At 39.0% G+C, this 18003-nt stretch carries 17 protein-coding genes and 1 pseudogene; 8 read left to right on the forward strand and 10 right to left on the reverse strand.

Annotated elements, in window-relative coordinates; all coding sequences use genetic code 11:
* Positions 1-47: 47 nt before the first annotated feature.
* Both FJR05_RS12715 and FJR05_RS12720 read right to left on the reverse strand, forming a co-directional pair.
* Entirely contained in the window at positions 48-341 is a 294-nt protein-coding gene (locus tag FJR05_RS12715; RefSeq protein WP_168644450.1) for a DUF3593 domain-containing protein, read from the reverse strand.
* A complete protein-coding gene (locus FJR05_RS12720; RefSeq protein WP_168644451.1) occupies positions 338-673 on the reverse strand; it encodes a DUF2499 domain-containing protein in 336 nt (111 codons plus the stop codon). The genes FJR05_RS12715 and FJR05_RS12720 overlap by 4 nt, the downstream gene beginning before the upstream one ends.
* A gap of 26 nt (positions 674-699) precedes the next feature.
* Here FJR05_RS12720 and csaB point away from each other — a divergent pair, with 26 nt between their 5' ends.
* From csaB to FJR05_RS12735, 3 genes are all read left to right on the forward strand, one after another.
* Positions 700-1746, forward strand: a complete 1047-nt coding sequence (gene csaB / locus FJR05_RS12725) for a polysaccharide pyruvyl transferase CsaB (protein WP_168644452.1) — start codon at positions 700-702, stop codon at positions 1744-1746.
* A gap of 9 nt (positions 1747-1755) precedes the next feature.
* The gene (locus tag FJR05_RS12730; RefSeq protein ID WP_168644453.1) at positions 1756-2976 is read left to right on the forward strand and encodes a hypothetical protein; all 1221 of its coding nucleotides are present in this window, start codon (positions 1756-1758) and stop codon (positions 2974-2976) included.
* An 89-nt stretch (positions 2977-3065) separates the two neighbouring features.
* On the forward strand, positions 3066-3644 hold the full coding sequence (locus FJR05_RS12735; RefSeq protein ID WP_168644454.1) for a Uma2 family endonuclease: 579 nt from the start codon (positions 3066-3068) through the stop codon (positions 3642-3644).
* A gap of 87 nt (positions 3645-3731) precedes the next feature.
* Here FJR05_RS12735 and FJR05_RS12740 read toward each other — a convergent pair whose 3' ends face one another.
* The 8 genes from FJR05_RS12740 to purC form a co-directional block, all read right to left on the reverse strand.
* Positions 3732-4520 (reverse strand): endonuclease, encoded by a 789-nt coding sequence (locus FJR05_RS12740; RefSeq protein WP_168644455.1) that lies wholly within the window; start codon positions 4518-4520, stop codon positions 3732-3734.
* 72 nt (positions 4521-4592) lie between these two features.
* A complete protein-coding gene (locus FJR05_RS12745; RefSeq protein WP_168644456.1) occupies positions 4593-5894 on the reverse strand; it encodes a DNA cytosine methyltransferase in 1302 nt (433 codons plus the stop codon).
* 12 nt (positions 5895-5906) lie between these two features.
* Positions 5907-7085, reverse strand: a complete 1179-nt coding sequence (lpxB, locus tag FJR05_RS12750) for a lipid-A-disaccharide synthase (RefSeq protein ID WP_168644457.1) — start codon at positions 7083-7085, stop codon at positions 5907-5909.
* 176 nt (positions 7086-7261) lie between these two features.
* The gene (gene lpxA, locus FJR05_RS12755) at positions 7262-8077 is read right to left on the reverse strand and encodes an acyl-ACP--UDP-N-acetylglucosamine O-acyltransferase (RefSeq protein ID WP_168644458.1); all 816 of its coding nucleotides are present in this window, start codon (positions 8075-8077) and stop codon (positions 7262-7264) included.
* Between the two features lie 192 nt (positions 8078-8269).
* Positions 8270-8779: a 3-hydroxyacyl-ACP dehydratase FabZ gene (gene fabZ / locus FJR05_RS12760; protein ID WP_168644459.1), complete on the reverse strand. Its 510-nt coding sequence runs from the start codon at positions 8777-8779 to the stop codon at positions 8270-8272.
* Positions 8780-8944: 165 nt separating this feature from the next.
* The gene (gene lpxC / locus FJR05_RS12765; RefSeq protein ID WP_168644460.1) at positions 8945-9793 is read right to left on the reverse strand and encodes a UDP-3-O-acyl-N-acetylglucosamine deacetylase; all 849 of its coding nucleotides are present in this window, start codon (positions 9791-9793) and stop codon (positions 8945-8947) included.
* 124 nt (positions 9794-9917) lie between these two features.
* On the reverse strand, positions 9918-12320 hold the full coding sequence (locus FJR05_RS12770) for a BamA/TamA family outer membrane protein (protein WP_168644461.1): 2403 nt from the start codon (positions 12318-12320) through the stop codon (positions 9918-9920).
* A gap of 51 nt (positions 12321-12371) precedes the next feature.
* Entirely contained in the window at positions 12372-13115 is a 744-nt protein-coding gene (gene purC, locus FJR05_RS12775; protein WP_168644462.1) for a phosphoribosylaminoimidazolesuccinocarboxamide synthase, read from the reverse strand.
* On the opposite strand from purC, the gene FJR05_RS12780 reads away from it, so the two are divergent.
* From FJR05_RS12780 to FJR05_RS12800, 5 genes and pseudogenes are all read left to right on the forward strand, one after another.
* Complete coding sequence (locus tag FJR05_RS12780; protein ID WP_168644463.1) at positions 13114-13392, forward strand: hypothetical protein; 279 nt, start codon at positions 13114-13116, stop codon at positions 13390-13392. The two genes, purC and FJR05_RS12780, sit on opposite strands and share 2 nt — an antisense overlap.
* A 63-nt stretch (positions 13393-13455) precedes the next feature.
* The gene (gene metH / locus FJR05_RS12785) at positions 13456-16977 is read left to right on the forward strand and encodes a methionine synthase (RefSeq protein WP_168644464.1); all 3522 of its coding nucleotides are present in this window, start codon (positions 13456-13458) and stop codon (positions 16975-16977) included.
* A gap of 65 nt (positions 16978-17042) precedes the next feature.
* Positions 17043-17117, forward strand: a pseudogene (locus FJR05_RS27965) (non-canonical purine NTP pyrophosphatase); the annotation flags it as partial.
* A gap of 115 nt (positions 17118-17232) precedes the next feature.
* The gene (locus FJR05_RS12795) at positions 17233-17487 is read left to right on the forward strand and encodes a hypothetical protein (protein ID WP_168644465.1); all 255 of its coding nucleotides are present in this window, start codon (positions 17233-17235) and stop codon (positions 17485-17487) included.
* Positions 17487-17906: a putative toxin-antitoxin system toxin component, PIN family gene (locus tag FJR05_RS12800; RefSeq protein WP_168644466.1), complete on the forward strand. Its 420-nt coding sequence runs from the start codon at positions 17487-17489 to the stop codon at positions 17904-17906. Before FJR05_RS12795 ends, FJR05_RS12800 begins: the two co-directional genes overlap by 1 nt.
* Positions 17907-18003: the final 97 nt, after the last annotated feature.

Raw genomic sequence — 18003 nt, forward strand, 5'->3', positions numbered from 1 at the left:
TTGCTTGGATAAAAAAAGATATACTCCCCCTACTTCCCCTACTCCCCCTACTCCCTGTTCCCTAATTCCTGTACTGCTTGGCGAAAACCTAAGACTAGTAAGATGTTAGCAAGGGTTAAAAAGACTTCTGCACCGCCATGTAACCAGTCTATATTGGCTAATTGTTCTCCGTACTGCACTTTGGCGTAAATGGCGGCGGGGATAGTGATAGCCACAAATACCAATGTGCCGTAGAATCCATATAGGGCTAAACGTGGCATTTGGGGAACGCGGCTGATAAACCACAAGAAACCCAAATAGGGAAAGAGAGAGAGGGCAAAGAGGGTTTCTTTTGATATCATTGTTCTGATTTGATAGATTGTGTCTCAATGGTGGTTGCAGGCTTTGTAGAACGCCAAATTAGATAAGCTGCTGCCCAGAGAGTAAAGTTACCAACTAATGTCATGGTAGCCTGGAGGGTGACTAACCATTCTAATGATTCGGAATTGTCGAAATAATGCCAAGTGCAAGCACACATTGCGCTAATTAAAGCTGGTAACATGGCAAAAGACAATCCCCACCAACTACGATTTTCTGTAAGTTCACCATAAGTCCAAATTAGCCAAATTGCGGCTATCCACTCAATGACGCTAGAAATATGAATTATCCAGGTGGGAATTGAAAGGGCGTGCATAATTAATCTAAAATCTAAAATTTAAAATGGGGAAAATGCGGGTTTTATTGTCTGGGTATTATGGTAAAGGTAATGGTGGTGATGAAGCTTTGTTAGCCACACTTCTGCAAATGTTACCACCTGATGTTACTCCTGTGGTGCTTTCTGGAAATCCTGAAGACACTCATCAGCATTATGGTGTGGAATGTTACAACCGGATGGCGTTTTTACAGGTTATCAAGGCTTTGCGTTCTTGTGATGCCTTTATTTGGGGTGGTGGCAGTTTAATTCAAGATGCTACCAGCGTTATTAGCCCTTTTTATTATGGCGGATTGATGGCTTTAGCTCAAGCTATGGGTTTGAAAACCATTGCTTGGGGACAGGGAATTGGTCCATTGTTGCGTTCCCAAACTCGTTGGTTAGCTCATAGGAATTTTGCTGGTTGTACTCAAGTGAGTGTGCGCGATCGCTCCAGTTCTCGATTATTATCAGATTGGAGTATACCCCATATCCTTGCCCCTGACCCGGTTTGGGCGTTAGAATCGAAGCCAGTACCGGAATTAGTAGATTTACCAAAACCGAGAATTGCGGTGACTTTAAGAAATCATCCTCAATTAACAGAAAACAGGTTAGCAAATTTAACTCAAGCTTTAGTTAATTTGCAAAAAGAAACCCAAGCTTTTATTTTATTATTACCATTTCAAAAAAGTGAAGACTTAGGAATTGCCGAAAAAATTCATACTCAATTACCAGATGTGAGTAGAGTTCTTTGTTGCGAAGATCCACAAATTTTAAAAGGTGTGTTTCGCGGTGTGGAAATGTCCATAGGAATGCGTCTCCATAGTTTAATCATGGCAGCTAGTGAAGGTTCTCGTTGTTTTGCATTAAGTTATGATCCTAAAGTAAACCGATTAATGGAAGATTTGGAAATACCTGGTTGGGATTTAAAGGATTTACCAGATGATGTAGATTTAATTAGTAAAACTTGGATTGATTATTATTATAATGGTGCGGCTTTGTCACCTCATAAAATCCAATCTTTAGTAAATGAGGCTTTTTTGCATCGAGATTTATTAAAGGAAGCGTTAAACTAAGAAACATCTATGAATATTCAGAATAGACTTATTGCGCCGTGTGCAACACCTTTACTTAATAGTGAGGATATCTGTTTCGATTTACAATCTCTAGTTTATCGTCTACTTTTATTTGATACTTATATTCTTCAGTCCATTCGCTTTCAAGAGATTCCTTATTTAGTTAAAACTCTAGGATTTGACGGTACATTATTACTTCTTTCATCTCGTGTTCTTAGATTACAGCAAGATGTTTCTAGTATAGCTCAGGTCGGTCAGGCAAAAATTATACGTCAATCAAAAAGAGTTCTACCTCTGGGTAGCTATTCTTTCTCAACAGTTTATGCGGCTAATCCAAGACAACTAATTAGTACCCATCTTAAAAATGTCCAGATAACCCCTGGTTTATCACACAAACAGGTAAAAAAATTAAAAACCGCTGTTATTTCTGCTTTAGAAAAACCACAGCAGGATGTTACAGCAATAGCATTGAATCAATTATTACAAGATTTAATAACTAATCCGAGAGTTGTTAAATTAATAACCAGGAGTGCTTTACAAAAGCTTCTAAAAATTGAAAATATCTCTAATGATTTTTCGATTCTGATTCATGAAATTGATCAGGGAGATTTTTGTGCAGAAACAAATATTGGTGATGTCTTCAATTTAAATGAAATAGAAGTTCACAACTTGGTTCAAGAAGCACTTATAGGATTAGGACAATTAAATTTAAGATTTGCAGAAATGAAAACTTATAGTGCATTATCAGGATGTTTAAGTAGTGAAGTTTCCATTTTAGAAGATAAGCTAAATTTTTTAGTTAAAATTATTGATCCCCAGACACAAGAAAATCGGTTTAAACGTGTTATTGATATCACAGGTCTGCCTCAAATATCTATAGATTATGATGAGCAAAAACTAGATATTGAGAAACTACTAGAAATTCGTCAAAGTAGTGAATGTCAAGAATTTAGAGAATGGTTACGTAAAATTGATTCTTATAGTGATGCAGAAATTGCTCATCAAATTGATAATATTAAATCAAAAATCTCTAATTTTACTCACAGTAAAGCAGGACAAACAATGCGATTTCTTATATCTACAGGTGTTGGCTTATTACCTGGTGTAGGAGCAATTGCAGGTGCTGGATTAGGAGCTTTAGATATGTTTCTTTTAGAAAAAATTATTCCTAGCTCTAGTTTTGTTGCATTTGTTAATAGGCTTTATCCATCCATATTTAAGCGGAATTAAAAAAGGTTTTTATTTTACTTGGTAGGGAAAATATTTAGTTATCTCTTTGAATTGAACTAAGGTTGATATCATCTCCAAGGAGTTTCATTATGACAGCTATCACCGTTAACTTAAACCCCATTATCCAACTTACCGACAACCAATTTTATCAACTCTGTCGAGAAAATCCTGAAGTTAAATTTGAACGTAATGCAAAAGGAGAAATATTAATTATGTCACCAACAGGAGGAGAAACAGGAAAACGTAATGTGGAAGTTGCAGCAGATTTTGTGTTTTGGAATCGTCAAAATAAATTAGGAGTTTGTTTCGATTCTTCCACCTGTTTTAAACTTCCCAATGGTGCAAATCGTTCTCCTGATGTTGCTTGGATAAAAAAAGATAGATGGGATACACTTACAACAGAAGAACAAGAAAAGTTTTCACCCATTGCTCCAGATTTTGTTTTAGAATTAATGTCACCTAGCGATAGTTTGCAGGAAACACGAACAAAAATGCAAGAGTATATAAATAATGGAGTTAAGTTAGGTTGGTTAATTAATCGGAAAATGCGTCAAGTGGAAATTTATCGTCTTGGTAAATCAGTGGAAATATTAGACTTTCCTCAAGAATTATCAGGTGAAGATATTTTACCAGGATTTATTTTAAATATGGAAATTGTTTGGGGATAAATATTATTTCTTCAGTTGATTGCTGAAATTCAACAACTACAATATTTGGGTATAAATGTGGAAATCATACTCCGATTTACTTCTTCATTATGTATAATTCCTATAATTTTGTAAATCGGTTTCTGAAATTTGATCGGCTGGAACAAACTTGTAATGTTTTTCCTGTACAATTCTTACTTCACCTTCATATATTGTTAGTTCAAACATAGCAATAAGAGCGTTTTTCATAAACTGTGCTGATATAGAACGACAAATCAAATTGGGAAATTTTTCAAAACAGTAACTAATATCTTGTTTTGTTTGGACTATAGAAATTTGATCATTACCTGCTTTCGCTTGAACAGGTACTATAAATTGCATACCATTACTATTAACACCTACATAAACTTCATCTATTTCTATTTGTCCGATACCCTTAACATTAGTTCTCAGGTGATTTTGTAAAGAGTATGCTGTCACACTAAGAAATATATCTATTAGACGATTGTAACGGATTTTAGTTAAAAGAGCTTGTTCATCACCTGACATATATTGATTAATAATTTCAGGTGTAGCATCAGGTATTTTAATTGGTATTAAGTTTAGGTTGGGTATAATGCGATTAATTTTCACAAGTCTAAAACAATAATTCCCAGTACCATTTAATTCAATAATCCACTCTAAACCTGTAGGAGCAGTATCTGTGATAACTTTAGGTAGTGGTTTTCTAAATCTAAAAGCATAAAGAATATCTCCTAAATTTTTTGCAGATTGAATACCCAACTCTTTAGCAATCTCTGGAAGTTCATTACGGTTAAATTCAAAATACTCTAATTCTGATTGGTAATAGCGTTGAAAAATCCCAATAATAACCGAGTTATATAAACCTTCTTTCATTATGGTAATTCCTTGGTACTAAATAATTGGCGATATTGATACAATTTGCTGTATTAGCTAAATGCTAAAAATTCATTTTTTTCTGGTTCTCGGTTCTATAACATGGGGGTTCACTCCAAAGTATTTGGCTGCTGCTGACATATCAAGTGTTAATAAACTAATATCCCCTAAATCTGGAATACCTTGAGGTATGGTTTTCGTCACTTTTGCACTATCAGAAAATTTGATATTTAAAACTTTAATAATTTCCTCTGCGACTGCTTGCGCTAAAAGCGGGGGAACAGAATTACCAATTTGTCTAAAACCATGCCATTTTGTCGGATGAAATCTAAACCAATCAGGATAGGAATGTAACCGCGCAGCTTCCCTGACAGTAATACATCTGGGAATAAAAGGATGTATGGGACGAGGAGAAGTAAATGCACCTTTATTACTAGGTGTTCCGGCTCTTAATGTATTACATAAACCATCAGGATCAAGTTTATGAAAACGACTGATTGATTCGATTTTACCATGAGGTGTAGATGCAAATCTATCCATAGATTCTGGTGAATGCTTACTTCTTAAACTTGATGTTAGTAAAGTAGTATCATATTGACGTTTGTAGGAATAGTTGTTTTTTGCAGTCGCAAGATTACGCAGTTTTCTAGCATAATTACTAGGTTTACCAAAATCTGTAAATATCCAATCTTGTTGATATAATTCTGGATAGTTTTCTATTACTGGTAAATCTTGTAATGCTTCCCAAACTGTAGGAGTTAAGACTAATTTAGTCGCAGAAGATTGATTAGATTTGGCTGGAAATGTAATTTTTTCTGGATATTTTGGTAATTCTAAATCTTCACGCGCACCTAGTAAAAATAATCTTTCTCTATTTTGTGGTACTCCATAATTAGCTGCATTTAAGACTTGATAATTTGCATTAACTTGATAACCACTTTCGGAAAACTGACTAATGATTTCAGCAATAAATTCTTTGTGTTTCCCGACTGTCATCCCTTTGACATTTTCTAATACAAAAAACTTGGGTTGTAATTCTACAACCAATCTAATAAAATGAAAAACTAAAGAGTTTCTTGGATCATCAAAAGAGCGTTTTCCCATTAATGAGAAACCTTGACAGGGTGGACCACCAAATACTACATCAATTTCTTGATTAGCAATTTGAGAACTCTTCCTAATTTCTGCCCCTGTTGTCTCTTCAACACTTTTACATAACACAGTCCAAAAGGGAAAGTTAAATTGATGAATTGCACAATGAATTGGATCTATTTCCACAGATGCAAGGACATCAAAACCGGCTTGTTCAAAGCCTAATGTCATGCCTCCTGCACCTGCAAATAAGTCAACTGCTATTGGTCGGGTTTTGGCCATTTTAACTATTATCTACTTTTTCATTGCTAATATTTCTTTTGCAGTGCGATCGCATACTCCCAATTCTCCCAAACAATGGCGCATTTCTTGATAATTTGTGAAAGTTTGTTGTCTTTTTTCTGGATTTAATAACAATTCCATAGCAGCTTGAGTAATATTCTCGGCTGTGGCTTGTTCTTGCAAAAATTCTGGGACAATTTCCCGCATCACAACTAAATTTACTGGAGAAGCAAAGGGAATTGAACCTTTAAGAATATGACGCGCAATCCAAGCTGTAAGAGGATGAAGACGATAAACTACAACTTGGGGAACATTTAATAATGCTAATTCTAAGTTCACTGTTCCCGATTTAGTAATGGCAAAATCAGCCGCTGCTAAAACTTCTTGTTGCTGACCTGATACTATAGTTGCTTGTAACCCATAATCTTGAATGGCTTTCTCAATTGGCTGTCTAAATATTTCCAAAGATAGAGGAATCCAAAAATGGACATTTGGTAGTTTAGATTGAATATTTTGGGCAGCTTGAAAAATTATGGGGAGAAGATATTTTAATTCTTGATGACGGGAAGCTGGTAAAAGTGCGATAGCGAAGCGCTCCGTAGGAATCGCTATTTCTGCCTCTTTAACCCCTAATTTCTCCCTCGCAGTTTCTCGACTGGGTGCATTTGCCATTCTATCAATTAAAGGATGTCCTACCCAAGAAACCTTTGCCCCATTTTGTTGATAATATCGCGCTTCTTCTGGGAAAATTGCTAATAACTTATCTGTAAAACCCACAATGCGGTTAGTATTCTGAAAACTCATAGACCATACCCACTCTTGAGGAGCGATATAATAAGCCACAGGCACATCAGGCAAATTTTCCTTCATGAATGTACCAATGCCCAAATTTGGCCCCATATAGTCAATGAGAACCACTAAATCCGGGGGATTTTTCTTCAAGTGAGCGATCGCTTGCCGTTGTACTCTTAAAGTAGGAATCACATAAGGCAAAGACTCAATCAAACCCATTGAACCAATCCCGCTGGTATTACCCAAAATTTTCGCCCCAGCTTCTGCCATTTTATCCCCACCCAAGGCGATAATTTCTAATGTCAACCCCGTAGCCGCAGCTTGGCGTTGCAGTGCCTTAATTAATAGTGAACCCTGTAGGTCTCCAGAAACTTCACCAGTGCTAATAAATATTCGCATTTTTAGATATTAGATATTAGATTTTTACTTCCTTCTCAATTAAAGATCACCTATTTTCTTCTTCTTTTCTTTCTTTTCTTTCTTCGCTTCCTTCGCTTCTTCGTGGTTCATTCAATCCATATTCTGTCCACAAAAACAGAGTAAAATTTGAAGACGGGGAAACCCCGCCCCTACATCTATTCATCACTGACGGATTTTTTACCTTTTCCGGGAATTAAACCGCGTCTTCCTGGCATTTGGGAAAGTAGTAAAAAACGGCGAAGATGTTTTAATTCTTCTGTATCTCCTAAATTTTCCAACTCCTGCAAAGCATCTCTAAACAAGAACTCAGAACGATAGAGAAGACGGAAAGCCTTTTTAATTAATTGAAAGTCACTCACAGGCATTCCCGAACGTTTTAATCCTACCAAATTGAGCGATCGCACTTTCGCCGGATTTCCTTCCACCAACATATAAGGAGGTACATCTCTATCAATGCGTGCCATTCCTCCCACCATTGACATTCCCCCAATATGGACGAATTGATGCACACCTAAAACGCCGCTCAGTCTAGCCCGCGATTCAATATGTACATGACCTGCTAATGCCACAGAATTAGCAATAATGACAGAATCTTCAATCACGCAATTATGACCCACATGAACATAAGCCATCAATAAATTGCCATTACCGATTACTGTCGCTTCACCTCTGCCAGTAGCGCGGTTAATCGTCACATACTCCCGAATGGAATTATTATTGCCAATTTTTACCCAAGTAGGTTCTCCCACATACTTGAGATCCTGTGGCTGCATACCGATAGCAGCACCGGGGAAAATCTGATTTCCCGTACCAATTTCACAAGGACCCTCCAGAACAGCATGAGCGCCAATTACAGTGTCTGCGCCAACTCTGACATTTTCTCCAATCACAGCATAAGCACCGACTTGCACTGTTGGGTGGAGTTCCGCATTAGTATGTATGACAGCAGTTGGATGAATAAGTGTTTTCAAAGGTGAATCTCCAAAACTAAGTGCTAGTTGTTAATTTATTCAGTTAAGAAATGTGTCGGGCAAAGTAAGTTATGTGTGAGGGCGAAAATTCAGAATTAGCCAAAAGTTGTGTTTAATTTATTTAGGCTTGCTTGAGGTGGCAAGGTATCTAAACATTAGCCATTGAGGTTCAATACTTATAATTAATCACCTTTAACTAATCAAAGAAAACATTAGTTCTCCTTCAGCGGCTAATTGTCCGTCAACTTCCGCTCGTCCTTGCATTTTCCCAAAACGACGCTGTTTTACCCACAACAGTTCCACCGTCATCACCAGTTGATCCCCAGGAACAATTTGCCGACGAAAGCGGACTTTATCAATACCAGCAAATACAAACAGTCCTCCTTTAGAGTCCGGCATTTGCGTCATCACAATTCCCCCAACTTGTGCCATTGCTTCAATAATTAACACACCGGGCATGAGCGATCGCCCCGGAAAATGCCCTTGAAATTGGGGTTCATTAAAAGTAACATTTTTAATACCAACGGCTTTTTTACCAGGTACATAATCAATAATCCGATCTACCAGTAAAAATGGATAGCGATGGGGCAAAAGTTCCTGAATTTCCTCAATAGTCAAGGTAGTTTTAATTGTCTGTGTATTGACATTATCCTCACTTGATGTATTCACTTCCTGAGCATTAGATTCGGTAATAGTGGACATTAGTTGTAAGTTCTTTGAATGATTAGGCAATAGGAATAGGTATACCAGGGAACAGGGAGCAGGGAACAGGGAACAGGAAATAGAATTAAAAGTATAAATAGTATCTTACTTTTTGATTACTGTTAGTCCTTACTCTCTCCGAAAACTGCCATTAATTCAGGCATTTTAGAACAACTCTAAAATTTTCCGCGCCAGTTGAATGTGTAAATTATGACTAGCTTTGTACGCCAAAAAATGAGCAACAGGGAAAGTTCCCAGTAAACTTAGATCTCCTACTAGATCCAAAATTTTATGACGGACTGGTTCATTTGCAAATCGTAATGGTGGATTTAGCCAACCTTCAACCCCACAAACCAGCGCATTATCCAAACTCCCACCCTTAATTAATCCCGACTTTTGCAGATATTCAATTTGATGCTGTAACCCAAAAGTCCGTGCCGGCGCAATTTCCACCGCAAAATCCGCCGCAGAATCTTCCAAACAGGACATTAATAACCAACTGTGCCATTGATTACCAATTGCCGCCAAATTAAAATCTATCCCATAGCTAAATCGAGTTTCCGGTGCAGGTAGAGCGCAAACAAAAGCATCACCCTCATAAATCCAGACCGGTTCAGTAATCACAACAGGTGCAGGTAAATTATGCGCCATTTGGGCTACCAAACCCACCTCAGCAATTCTTTCACACCAAATCCGCGCCGAACCATCTAAAAGTGGCACTTCCGGTCCATCAATTTCAATTCTGGCGTTATCCACCCCCATAGCCGCCAAAGCTGCCAGCAAATGCTCCACAGTGCGAACACAGACCTCATCCTTACCCAACTGAGTAGAAAGCACAGTCTTACTCACAGCCGCAACCTGAGCAGGAATTATGGGCGAATTTGGTAAATCTACCCGCACAAAAAAGCGATTACTCCCCGGTGGTGCAGGTAATATTCTCACCTGAGTATTCACACCACTATGCAAACCCACACCAGCCTGAGTAATTTCCCCAGCTAACGTATGTTGTTCCATCGCTCAACAATCCCCATATTGTAGTTACTATTGCATATTAGGAGTCAGGAGGAAGAAAGAAGGAAGAAAGAAAGAAGAAGAATAGTTTTCAACAATGACAACTGACCACTGACAACTGACCAATCTAAAATCTTTCTCCAATCCCAAAATTGATCCGACTATCACCTTCATCAGTGACACCATAATCTATCCGAATTGGTCCAAGTGGAGATTGTACCCGCACACCCACACCATAGCCATAGCCATTACCATTTTTCTTTAACAATTGTGCAGCTTGGGTACTACTTCCCAAATCGCTACCATAATCAAAAAATAGTGCGCCACTAACCACAGAGAACACAGGGAAGCGATATTCAACAGCAGCTTGGATGTACTTACTACCCGTACCTAATCTACCTTCGTCATAACCCCGAACCGAGTTACTACCACCCAGAGTAAAGGTTTCATAGGGAGGTACATCACCAAATATAGTTCCGCCTTGGAGGTTAAATGCTAAAGTTTGCGGTTTTTTGCTAAAGTTAATCAATTTAATCGGGAGATAATGACTATAGTTACCTCGTAACCTAGTCATAAAGATACTACCTGAACCTATAGGTACAGATTGATCAAGTCCAAAGCTGAGAAAAGAACCTTTTGTGGGTTGTAAGGAATTGTTGCGGAGATCCCTTTGTGCGCCCAGCTTTAATAGTAATAAATCATCTTCCCCAGAAGACGAAAGGGTGAGGGGAATTCTGTCACTGATGATTCTACCATTATCATCAAATATTGCTCCTTCCTTCCTTAAATTGCCGTCAGCATCACGACCAGAAACCCGTTGATACTGTAGTCCCGCAGAAGCCAGCCACTCAGAACTTTTGAAAGGATTAGCAGAAAGGGGACGAGTAAAGGTAACACCACCACCTAACCGGGTAATCCGGGGGCGATCTTGTTGACCTGTATCCGTAATATTGTCAGGATTGAAGGTTTCAATGTTGTTATCTTTACCTTCAAAAATCAAAGAAATAGAGCGGCGACGGAAAATATTTGCTGTATATGAAGTGCGATAAGGATCACCACCAATCCAAGGATCAGTAAAGCGAAGGTCAAAAAGTAGTTCCCGTTCTCCTAACTGTACCTCTGTCCCTAATTTTTGGTTTCTTCCTCCCAAGTTTTGTTGCTGATAGCTGACAGTTCCAAATAAACCACTGGCAGAACTTATCCCCGCCCCGGCAGCAATAGAACCGCTGGTACGTTCAATGACATTGACTAGCACATTTACTTTGCTGGGGTCAGTACCAGGGGCAAGGGATATAGGTTCAGTATCTGGTGGTTCAAACAATCCTAATCCATATACCCGTGCTAAGTCTCTCTGTACTGTATTGCGATTGAATACCGTTCCTGACTTTAATTCTAATTCTCGCGTAATAATATAATCCTTTGTCCGTCCCCGAATTGGGTTGCCTTTGTCGTCTACGTCCTCACCATCTTTGTTACGGAATCGGACTTTCACGCTTTCTACAACCCCTTCGGCGACTTGGAGGGTAACTACTCCATTGTCTGAGACTTTGGGTGCGCCAATTAAGTTGGCGAGTACATAACCTTGATCTTGATAAAGCTTTGTTAATTGCTTGATGCCTTCGTTCAATTCCCGCAAGTTGAGAATTTTGCCATATTGATTACTAAATATTTCGTTGGCTGTCCCAGCAGGCAGCACAGAGGCTACACCTGTCCCAGGATTTGCTTCTAATTCTACTTTCGAGAGGATGGGATTGGGGGTAACAATAAAACTGACTCGCACACCCAGAGGGGTATCTTCTGGAAATGCTTGGACGTTGGAGAAAAACCCAGTTCTAAAAATCGCACTAATATCTTCTTGGAGTTGGGAACGGGTTGTTGTTTGTCCGGCTTGGGTACGAATTACTTTATAAACTTCGGTTTCTAGTTCCGAAGTAATTTGTCCCGTTTCGGATTTAATTGCCACTTCAGACACCAATACACGGGCTTCCGGTGCTTCTGGATTGGTTGTGGGTGCGGTTGTGGGAAGATTTGGTGTTTCTGGACTGGATTCAGCCGCAGGAGGTGGGGTCGGTTCGGCTGGGGGAGTTACTGTTGGTTGTGGTGTAACTTCCGATTCCGTCTGGATTGTTGAGGGAGTTGAGTTTTCTTGGGTAGGTGTAGCCGCAGGGGGTTGAGTAGTCTCTGGTTGGGGGACTTGTGCGGTAATGGGAACTATTGTGGTTTTTGGGGCAATAACAGATGCTTTGTCTGCTGCCGCTGAATTGGGTGTGACGACTTTGGCAATGGGAGAAAAGTGATTAGATTCTTTTTCTCCAACTATTGGCACTACTAGGGCGTGGGATGTCAGATTTTCACTAGCATCACTTTTGACAGGATGCTGTTGTTCTGGCTGGTTTGTTTCTACTGTCAAAACTTCTGTGGTCTGTGGGTGACTATCAGTAGTTTGGGCGTTTGCTTTAACGGAAGTTGCCAAAGGGACTGTCATGGCTACCATAGCCATTAATCCGGGTGTTAAATGTTTTTTAATCATATTTCTCTTCACTACCACACACCATTATTTGTTAATTACTGGAAAAATTACTTACTCGGTTTTGTAGCTTTCTACTACTTTTAATACTCTCTGTAAAACCTCCTGATAGGCATTTTCTACATTTCCTAAGTCACGACGAAAACGGTCTTTATCCATAACTCGTCGGTTAGTATCGGTTTCGGCTATGTCCCATAAACGACAGGTATCGGGACTAATTTCGTCGGCTAGTAATACTTGCTGTTGGGAGTCTACGCCAAATTCCAGTTTAAAGTCCACTAGGGTAATTTGACACTTTTCCCAAAACTGCTTGAGAAATTCGTTGATTTTCAAGGCAAGATGGGTAATTTGAGCAACTTGTTCCGGTGTGGCTAATTCTAGAATAAATAGGCGATCGCTTGTCAGTAAAGGATCACCTAGATTATCATCTTTATAATAAAATTCCACCAGGGGGCGTGATAACACAGTCCCCAGCGCTAACCCAGTTTGTTGACACAAGCTACCAGCCGCAATATTTCTGACCACCACTTCTAAGGGGATAATTTTTACAGCCTTAACTCTCATCAAATTCGGGGCTGGACTATCAATAAAATGAGTTTTAATCCCCTGCATTGCCAATTGTTGGAACAGTTGACTAGAAATACTACAGTTAATCATGCCCTTGTTGGCAATGCTGCCCCGTTTTTGAGCATTAAAGGCTGTAGCATCATCTTTGAAATCAGCCAACAAAATCTCTGGATCATCTGTGGTGTAAAGAATTTTAGCTTTGCCTTCGTAAAGTTTAGAATTAACAGACATGGTAGTAGATACTGTTTTCGGTAATGGACTGCTTAAATCTGAAAGTTTCACTATTTTAAGTAGGTTAGCGTTAAAAATTGTCGTAATGACAAGGGAACAGGGAACAGGGAACGGGGAACAGTTACAGGGAAAAGGTTTTGAGAGATTTTACTTCTCGTTACATATTACGGTTTTTGCTGTTGACCTACTTGTATCCTTGGTTAATCAATTGTGGTTCTTCAGTAACATCACATTACCGAATCATCCACCGGCAAAACCAAACACCAAACTAACCTGACTCCTAACTCCTGCTGTAAATTAAGTCTAGTATTACAAAAATAACTCTATTCTTTCACACAATATGACCCATCCTTTTCTCAAACACCTCTATAGTTCAGAACGTCCCGTAATCGTCTTTGACGGCGCAATGGGAACCAACCTGCAAACCCAAAACCTCACCGCTGAAGACTTTGGCGGCGCACAATATGAAGGCTGTAACGAGTATTTAGTCCACACCAAACCCGAAGCCGTCGCTAAAGTTCACCGTGATTTTCTCGCCGCTGGCGCTGATGTCATTGAAACTGATACCTTTGGCTCTATGTCCATCGTTCTCGCAGAATACGACCTAGCAGACCAAGCTTACTATCTCACGAAAAAAGCCGCCGAACTTGCCAAAAGTGTAGCTGCGGAATTTTCCACCCCCGAAAAACCCCGATTTGTCGCTGGTTCTATTGGTCCAACCACCAAACTCCCCACCTTGGGACATATTGACTTTGACACCATGAAAGCCTCTTTTGCTGAACAAGCAGAAGCCTTATTTGATGGTGGTGTGGATTTATTTCTCGTGGAAACCTGCCAAGACGTACTGCAAATTAAAGCCGCATTGAATGGAATTGAGGAAGTTTTTGCCAAAAAAGGCGAAAGACGCGCCTTAATGGTGTCTGTAACGATGGAAAGCATGGGAACAATGCTGGTAGGGACAGAAATCAACGCCGTAGTTACCATTCTCGAATCTTATCCCATTGATATTCTCGGCTTAAATTGTGCCACTGGTCCTGACTTGATGAAACCACACATCAAGTATTTATCAGAACATTCCCCATTCGTAGTTTCCTGTATTCCCAACGCGGGTTTACCGGAAAATATTGGCGGTCAAGCACATTACAAACTTACGCCCGTAGAATTACGAATGGCGTTAATGCACTTTGTTGAAGATTTAGGTGTCCAAGTGATTGGGGGTTGCTGTGGGACACGACCGGCACACATTCAACAATTAGCGGAAATTGCCAAAGATTTAAAACCAAAAGTTAGACAAACAAGCTTAGAACCATCCGCCGCATCAATTTATACGACTCAACCTTATGAACAAGAAAATTCTTTCTTGATTGTCGGTGAACGTCTCAATGCCAGTGGTTCTAAAAAATGTCGTGACTTACTCAACGCCGAAGACTGGGATGGTTTAGTCTCAATGGCACGTAGTCAGGTCCAAGAAGGCGCACATATCCTAGATGTTAACGTTGATTATGTGGGACGTGACGGCGTGCGTGATATGTACGAGTTAGTTTCTCGCATCGTCAATAATGTAACGTTACCATTAATGCTTGATTCCACCGAATGGGAAAAAATGGAAGCGGGTTTAAAAGTGGCTGGAGGTAAGTGTTTACTCAATTCCACCAACTATGAAGACGGCGAACCACGATTTTTGAAAGTTCTAGAATTGGCCAAACAATACGGTGCTGGTGTCATTATTGGCACAATAGATGAAGATGGTATGGCGCGGACAGCAGAGAAAAAGTTTCAAATTGCCCAACGTGCTTACCGTCAAGCTGTAGAATATGGAATTGCGCCGACAGAAATATTCTTTGATACATTAGCCCTCCCTATTTCTACAGGGATTGAAGAAGATCGGGAAAATGGCAAAGCGACAATAGAATCCATTCGCCGTATTCGCCAAGAATTGCCCGGATGTCATGTGATGTTAGGCGTTTCCAATATCTCCTTTGGCTTAAATCCCGCCTCACGCATAGTCTTAAACTCGATGTTTTTGCATGAAGCCATGAACGCGGGTATGGATGCAGCAATTGTCAGCGCGAGTAAAATTTTACCACTTTCCAAAATCGAACCTCAACATCAAGAAGTTTGCCGACAATTAATTTACGATGAACGTAAATTTGATGGTAATGTCTGCGTTTATGATCCCTTGGGAGAACTAACCACAATTTTTGCCGGAGTTAAAACCAAACGGAACACAGGAATTGATGCCAGTTTACCAATTGAAGAACGTTTGAAACGGCATATTATTGACGGTGAACGTATTGGTTTAGAAACCCAATTGACAAAAGCTTTAGAACAATATCCTCCCTTACAAATCATCAATACTTTCTTATTAGACGGAATGAAAGTTGTCGGTGAATTGTTCGGTTCTGGACAAATGCAATTACCTTTTGTCTTACAATCTGCCGAAACCATGAAAGCTGCGGTTGCTTATTTAGAACCGTTCATGGAAAAATCGGAATCTGGCAATAATGCGAAGGGAACTTTTGTCATTGCCACTGTCAAAGGTGACGTTCACGATATTGGTAAAAACCTTGTAGATATCATTTTATCTAACAACGGTTACAAGGTAATTAACCTGGGAATTAAACAATCTGTAGAAAACATCATTCAAGCTTACGAACAGTATCAACCTGATTGTATTGCCATGAGTGGATTGTTAGTAAAATCTACCGCTTTCATGAAAGAGAATTTACAAACTTTCAATGAAAAAGGAATTACTGTGCCAGTAATTTTAGGTGGTGCAGCTTTAACTCCTAAATTTGTAAATCAAGATTGCCAAGGAACTTATAAAGGTAAAGTTGTTTATGGCAAAGATGCCTTTTCTGATTTGCATTTTATGGATAAGTTAATGCCAGCAAAAACGGCAGGTAATTGGGATAATTTACAGGGGTTTTTGGATGAAGTTCAAGAATCAACTAATGGACATCAAGAAACAGTAGATAATACTGTTCAAGATCAAGCACCTGTTGAACCAAAAGAAAAAGATACTCGGCGTTCTGAAGCGGTAGCGGTAGATATTGAACGTCCACAACCACCTTTTTGGGGAACGCAGTTTTTACAACCTGATGATATTTCTTTAGAGGAATTATTCTGGTATTTAGATTTGCAAGCTTTGGTAGCTGGACAATGGCAATTCCGCAAACCAAAGGAACAATCTAAGGAGGAGTATCAGGAGTTTTTATCTGAGAAGGTTTACCCAGTTTTAGAAGAGTGGAAACAGCGAATTATTGAGGAGAATTTATTACATCCTCAAGTAATCTATGGCTATTTCCCTTGTCAAGCTGAGGGGAATACTTTACATATATATGATGTAGAAAGTCAATCAAAACAAATTGCTAGTTTTGAGTTTCCGCGTCAGAAGTCTTTGAATAGGTTATGTATTGCAGATTTCTTTGCACCCAAAGAGTCGGGAATTATTGATGTTTTCCCCATGCAAGCGGTGACTGTGGGGGAAATTGCGACGGAGTTTGGACAAAAGCTATTTGCCGATAATAAATACACTGATTATCTGTATTTTCATGGTATGGCTGTCCAAGTTGCGGAAGCTTTGGCAGAATGGACACACGCGAAAATCCGTCGGGAGTTAGGTTTTGGCGATTCTGAACCGGACAATATTCGGGATATGTTAGCACAGCGCTATCAAGGTTCTCGGTATAGTTTCGGCTATCCAGCTTGTCCGAATATCCAAGATCAGTTTAAGCAGTTGGAGTTGTTGGGAGTTGATAGGATGAAGATGCACATGGATGAAAGTGAGCAATTGTATCCTGAACAGTCTACAACAGCGATTATTACTTATCACCCTGCGGCGAAGTATTTCACGGCTTAATAGCACTTTATCACCCCCTTTATTGTGAGATAGAGGGGGGATTTAATTTAATATTAATAGTGGGTTATGGGAACACAGATACAGAACGGATTGAGAGGTTATTGAGAGAATTAGGCGATCAGGAAAATCGCCAAGCTCAAATCAATTAGTCATCGTGGTAATGCTTTAAAAGCTTTAGTTCCCAGATTGAAAGCTCTAGATATACTATAATATATAGTGTTATTTTGTTTCGAGAAGTAAGTAAATGAGGTAATTATGGAACAAACAATTACTATTACTTTCACACCAGAAGGAAACCTAGAACTTCCTCCAGAAATTCGAGAACAATTTGTTAATGGTGAAAAATATTCAGTTACCATGACTGAAGATGGTATTTTTTTTAAAAAAGCTCCTAAATTTGATTGGAATGAATTAAGGAAAAGAAGAGAAGCAGTAAATGATCCTCATCCTTTAACAACAGAAGAGATTTGTGAAATTGTGCGAGAAGTTCGCAGGGAAAATAACGAATAATGAAAGTTGTTTTAGATACGAATATCTGGGTATCTGCTATTATTTGGGGTGGTCTTCCTGATCAGATTTTACTTCTCCGTGAACAAGACAAACTAACAATTGCTATGTCTCAACAATTGTTAGATGAATTAGAATGTACATTTAATAAAAGAAAACTAGCACCAAAATTACAAGCATTAAGCTTAAGAGTTCCTATAGTTATAAATCTCATTCGAGAATCAGTGATTTTTTATCCTATTGAGGAATTAAATGTTCCTGAACTTAGAGATGTAGATGATAATATCATTTTAGCTACTGCTATTGCTGGTGAGGTTGATGTGATTATTACAGGTGATCAAGATTTACTCGTTTTAGTTGAATATCAAGGAATTGCAATTAGGACAGCCAAAGATTTCTTAGATGAATATCGAATCAAGTAAATTAACTTAATAAATATTGATCTATATTTTGCGCTAAACTCCCATGTTCAACTGCACCAATAAACTCAGCTAGTGGTCTGTCAGTTTTCTATTTGTG

Source organism: Dolichospermum sp. UHCC 0259 (genome assembly GCF_009711935.1).
GTDB lineage: Bacteria > Cyanobacteriota > Cyanobacteriia > Cyanobacteriales > Nostocaceae > Dolichospermum.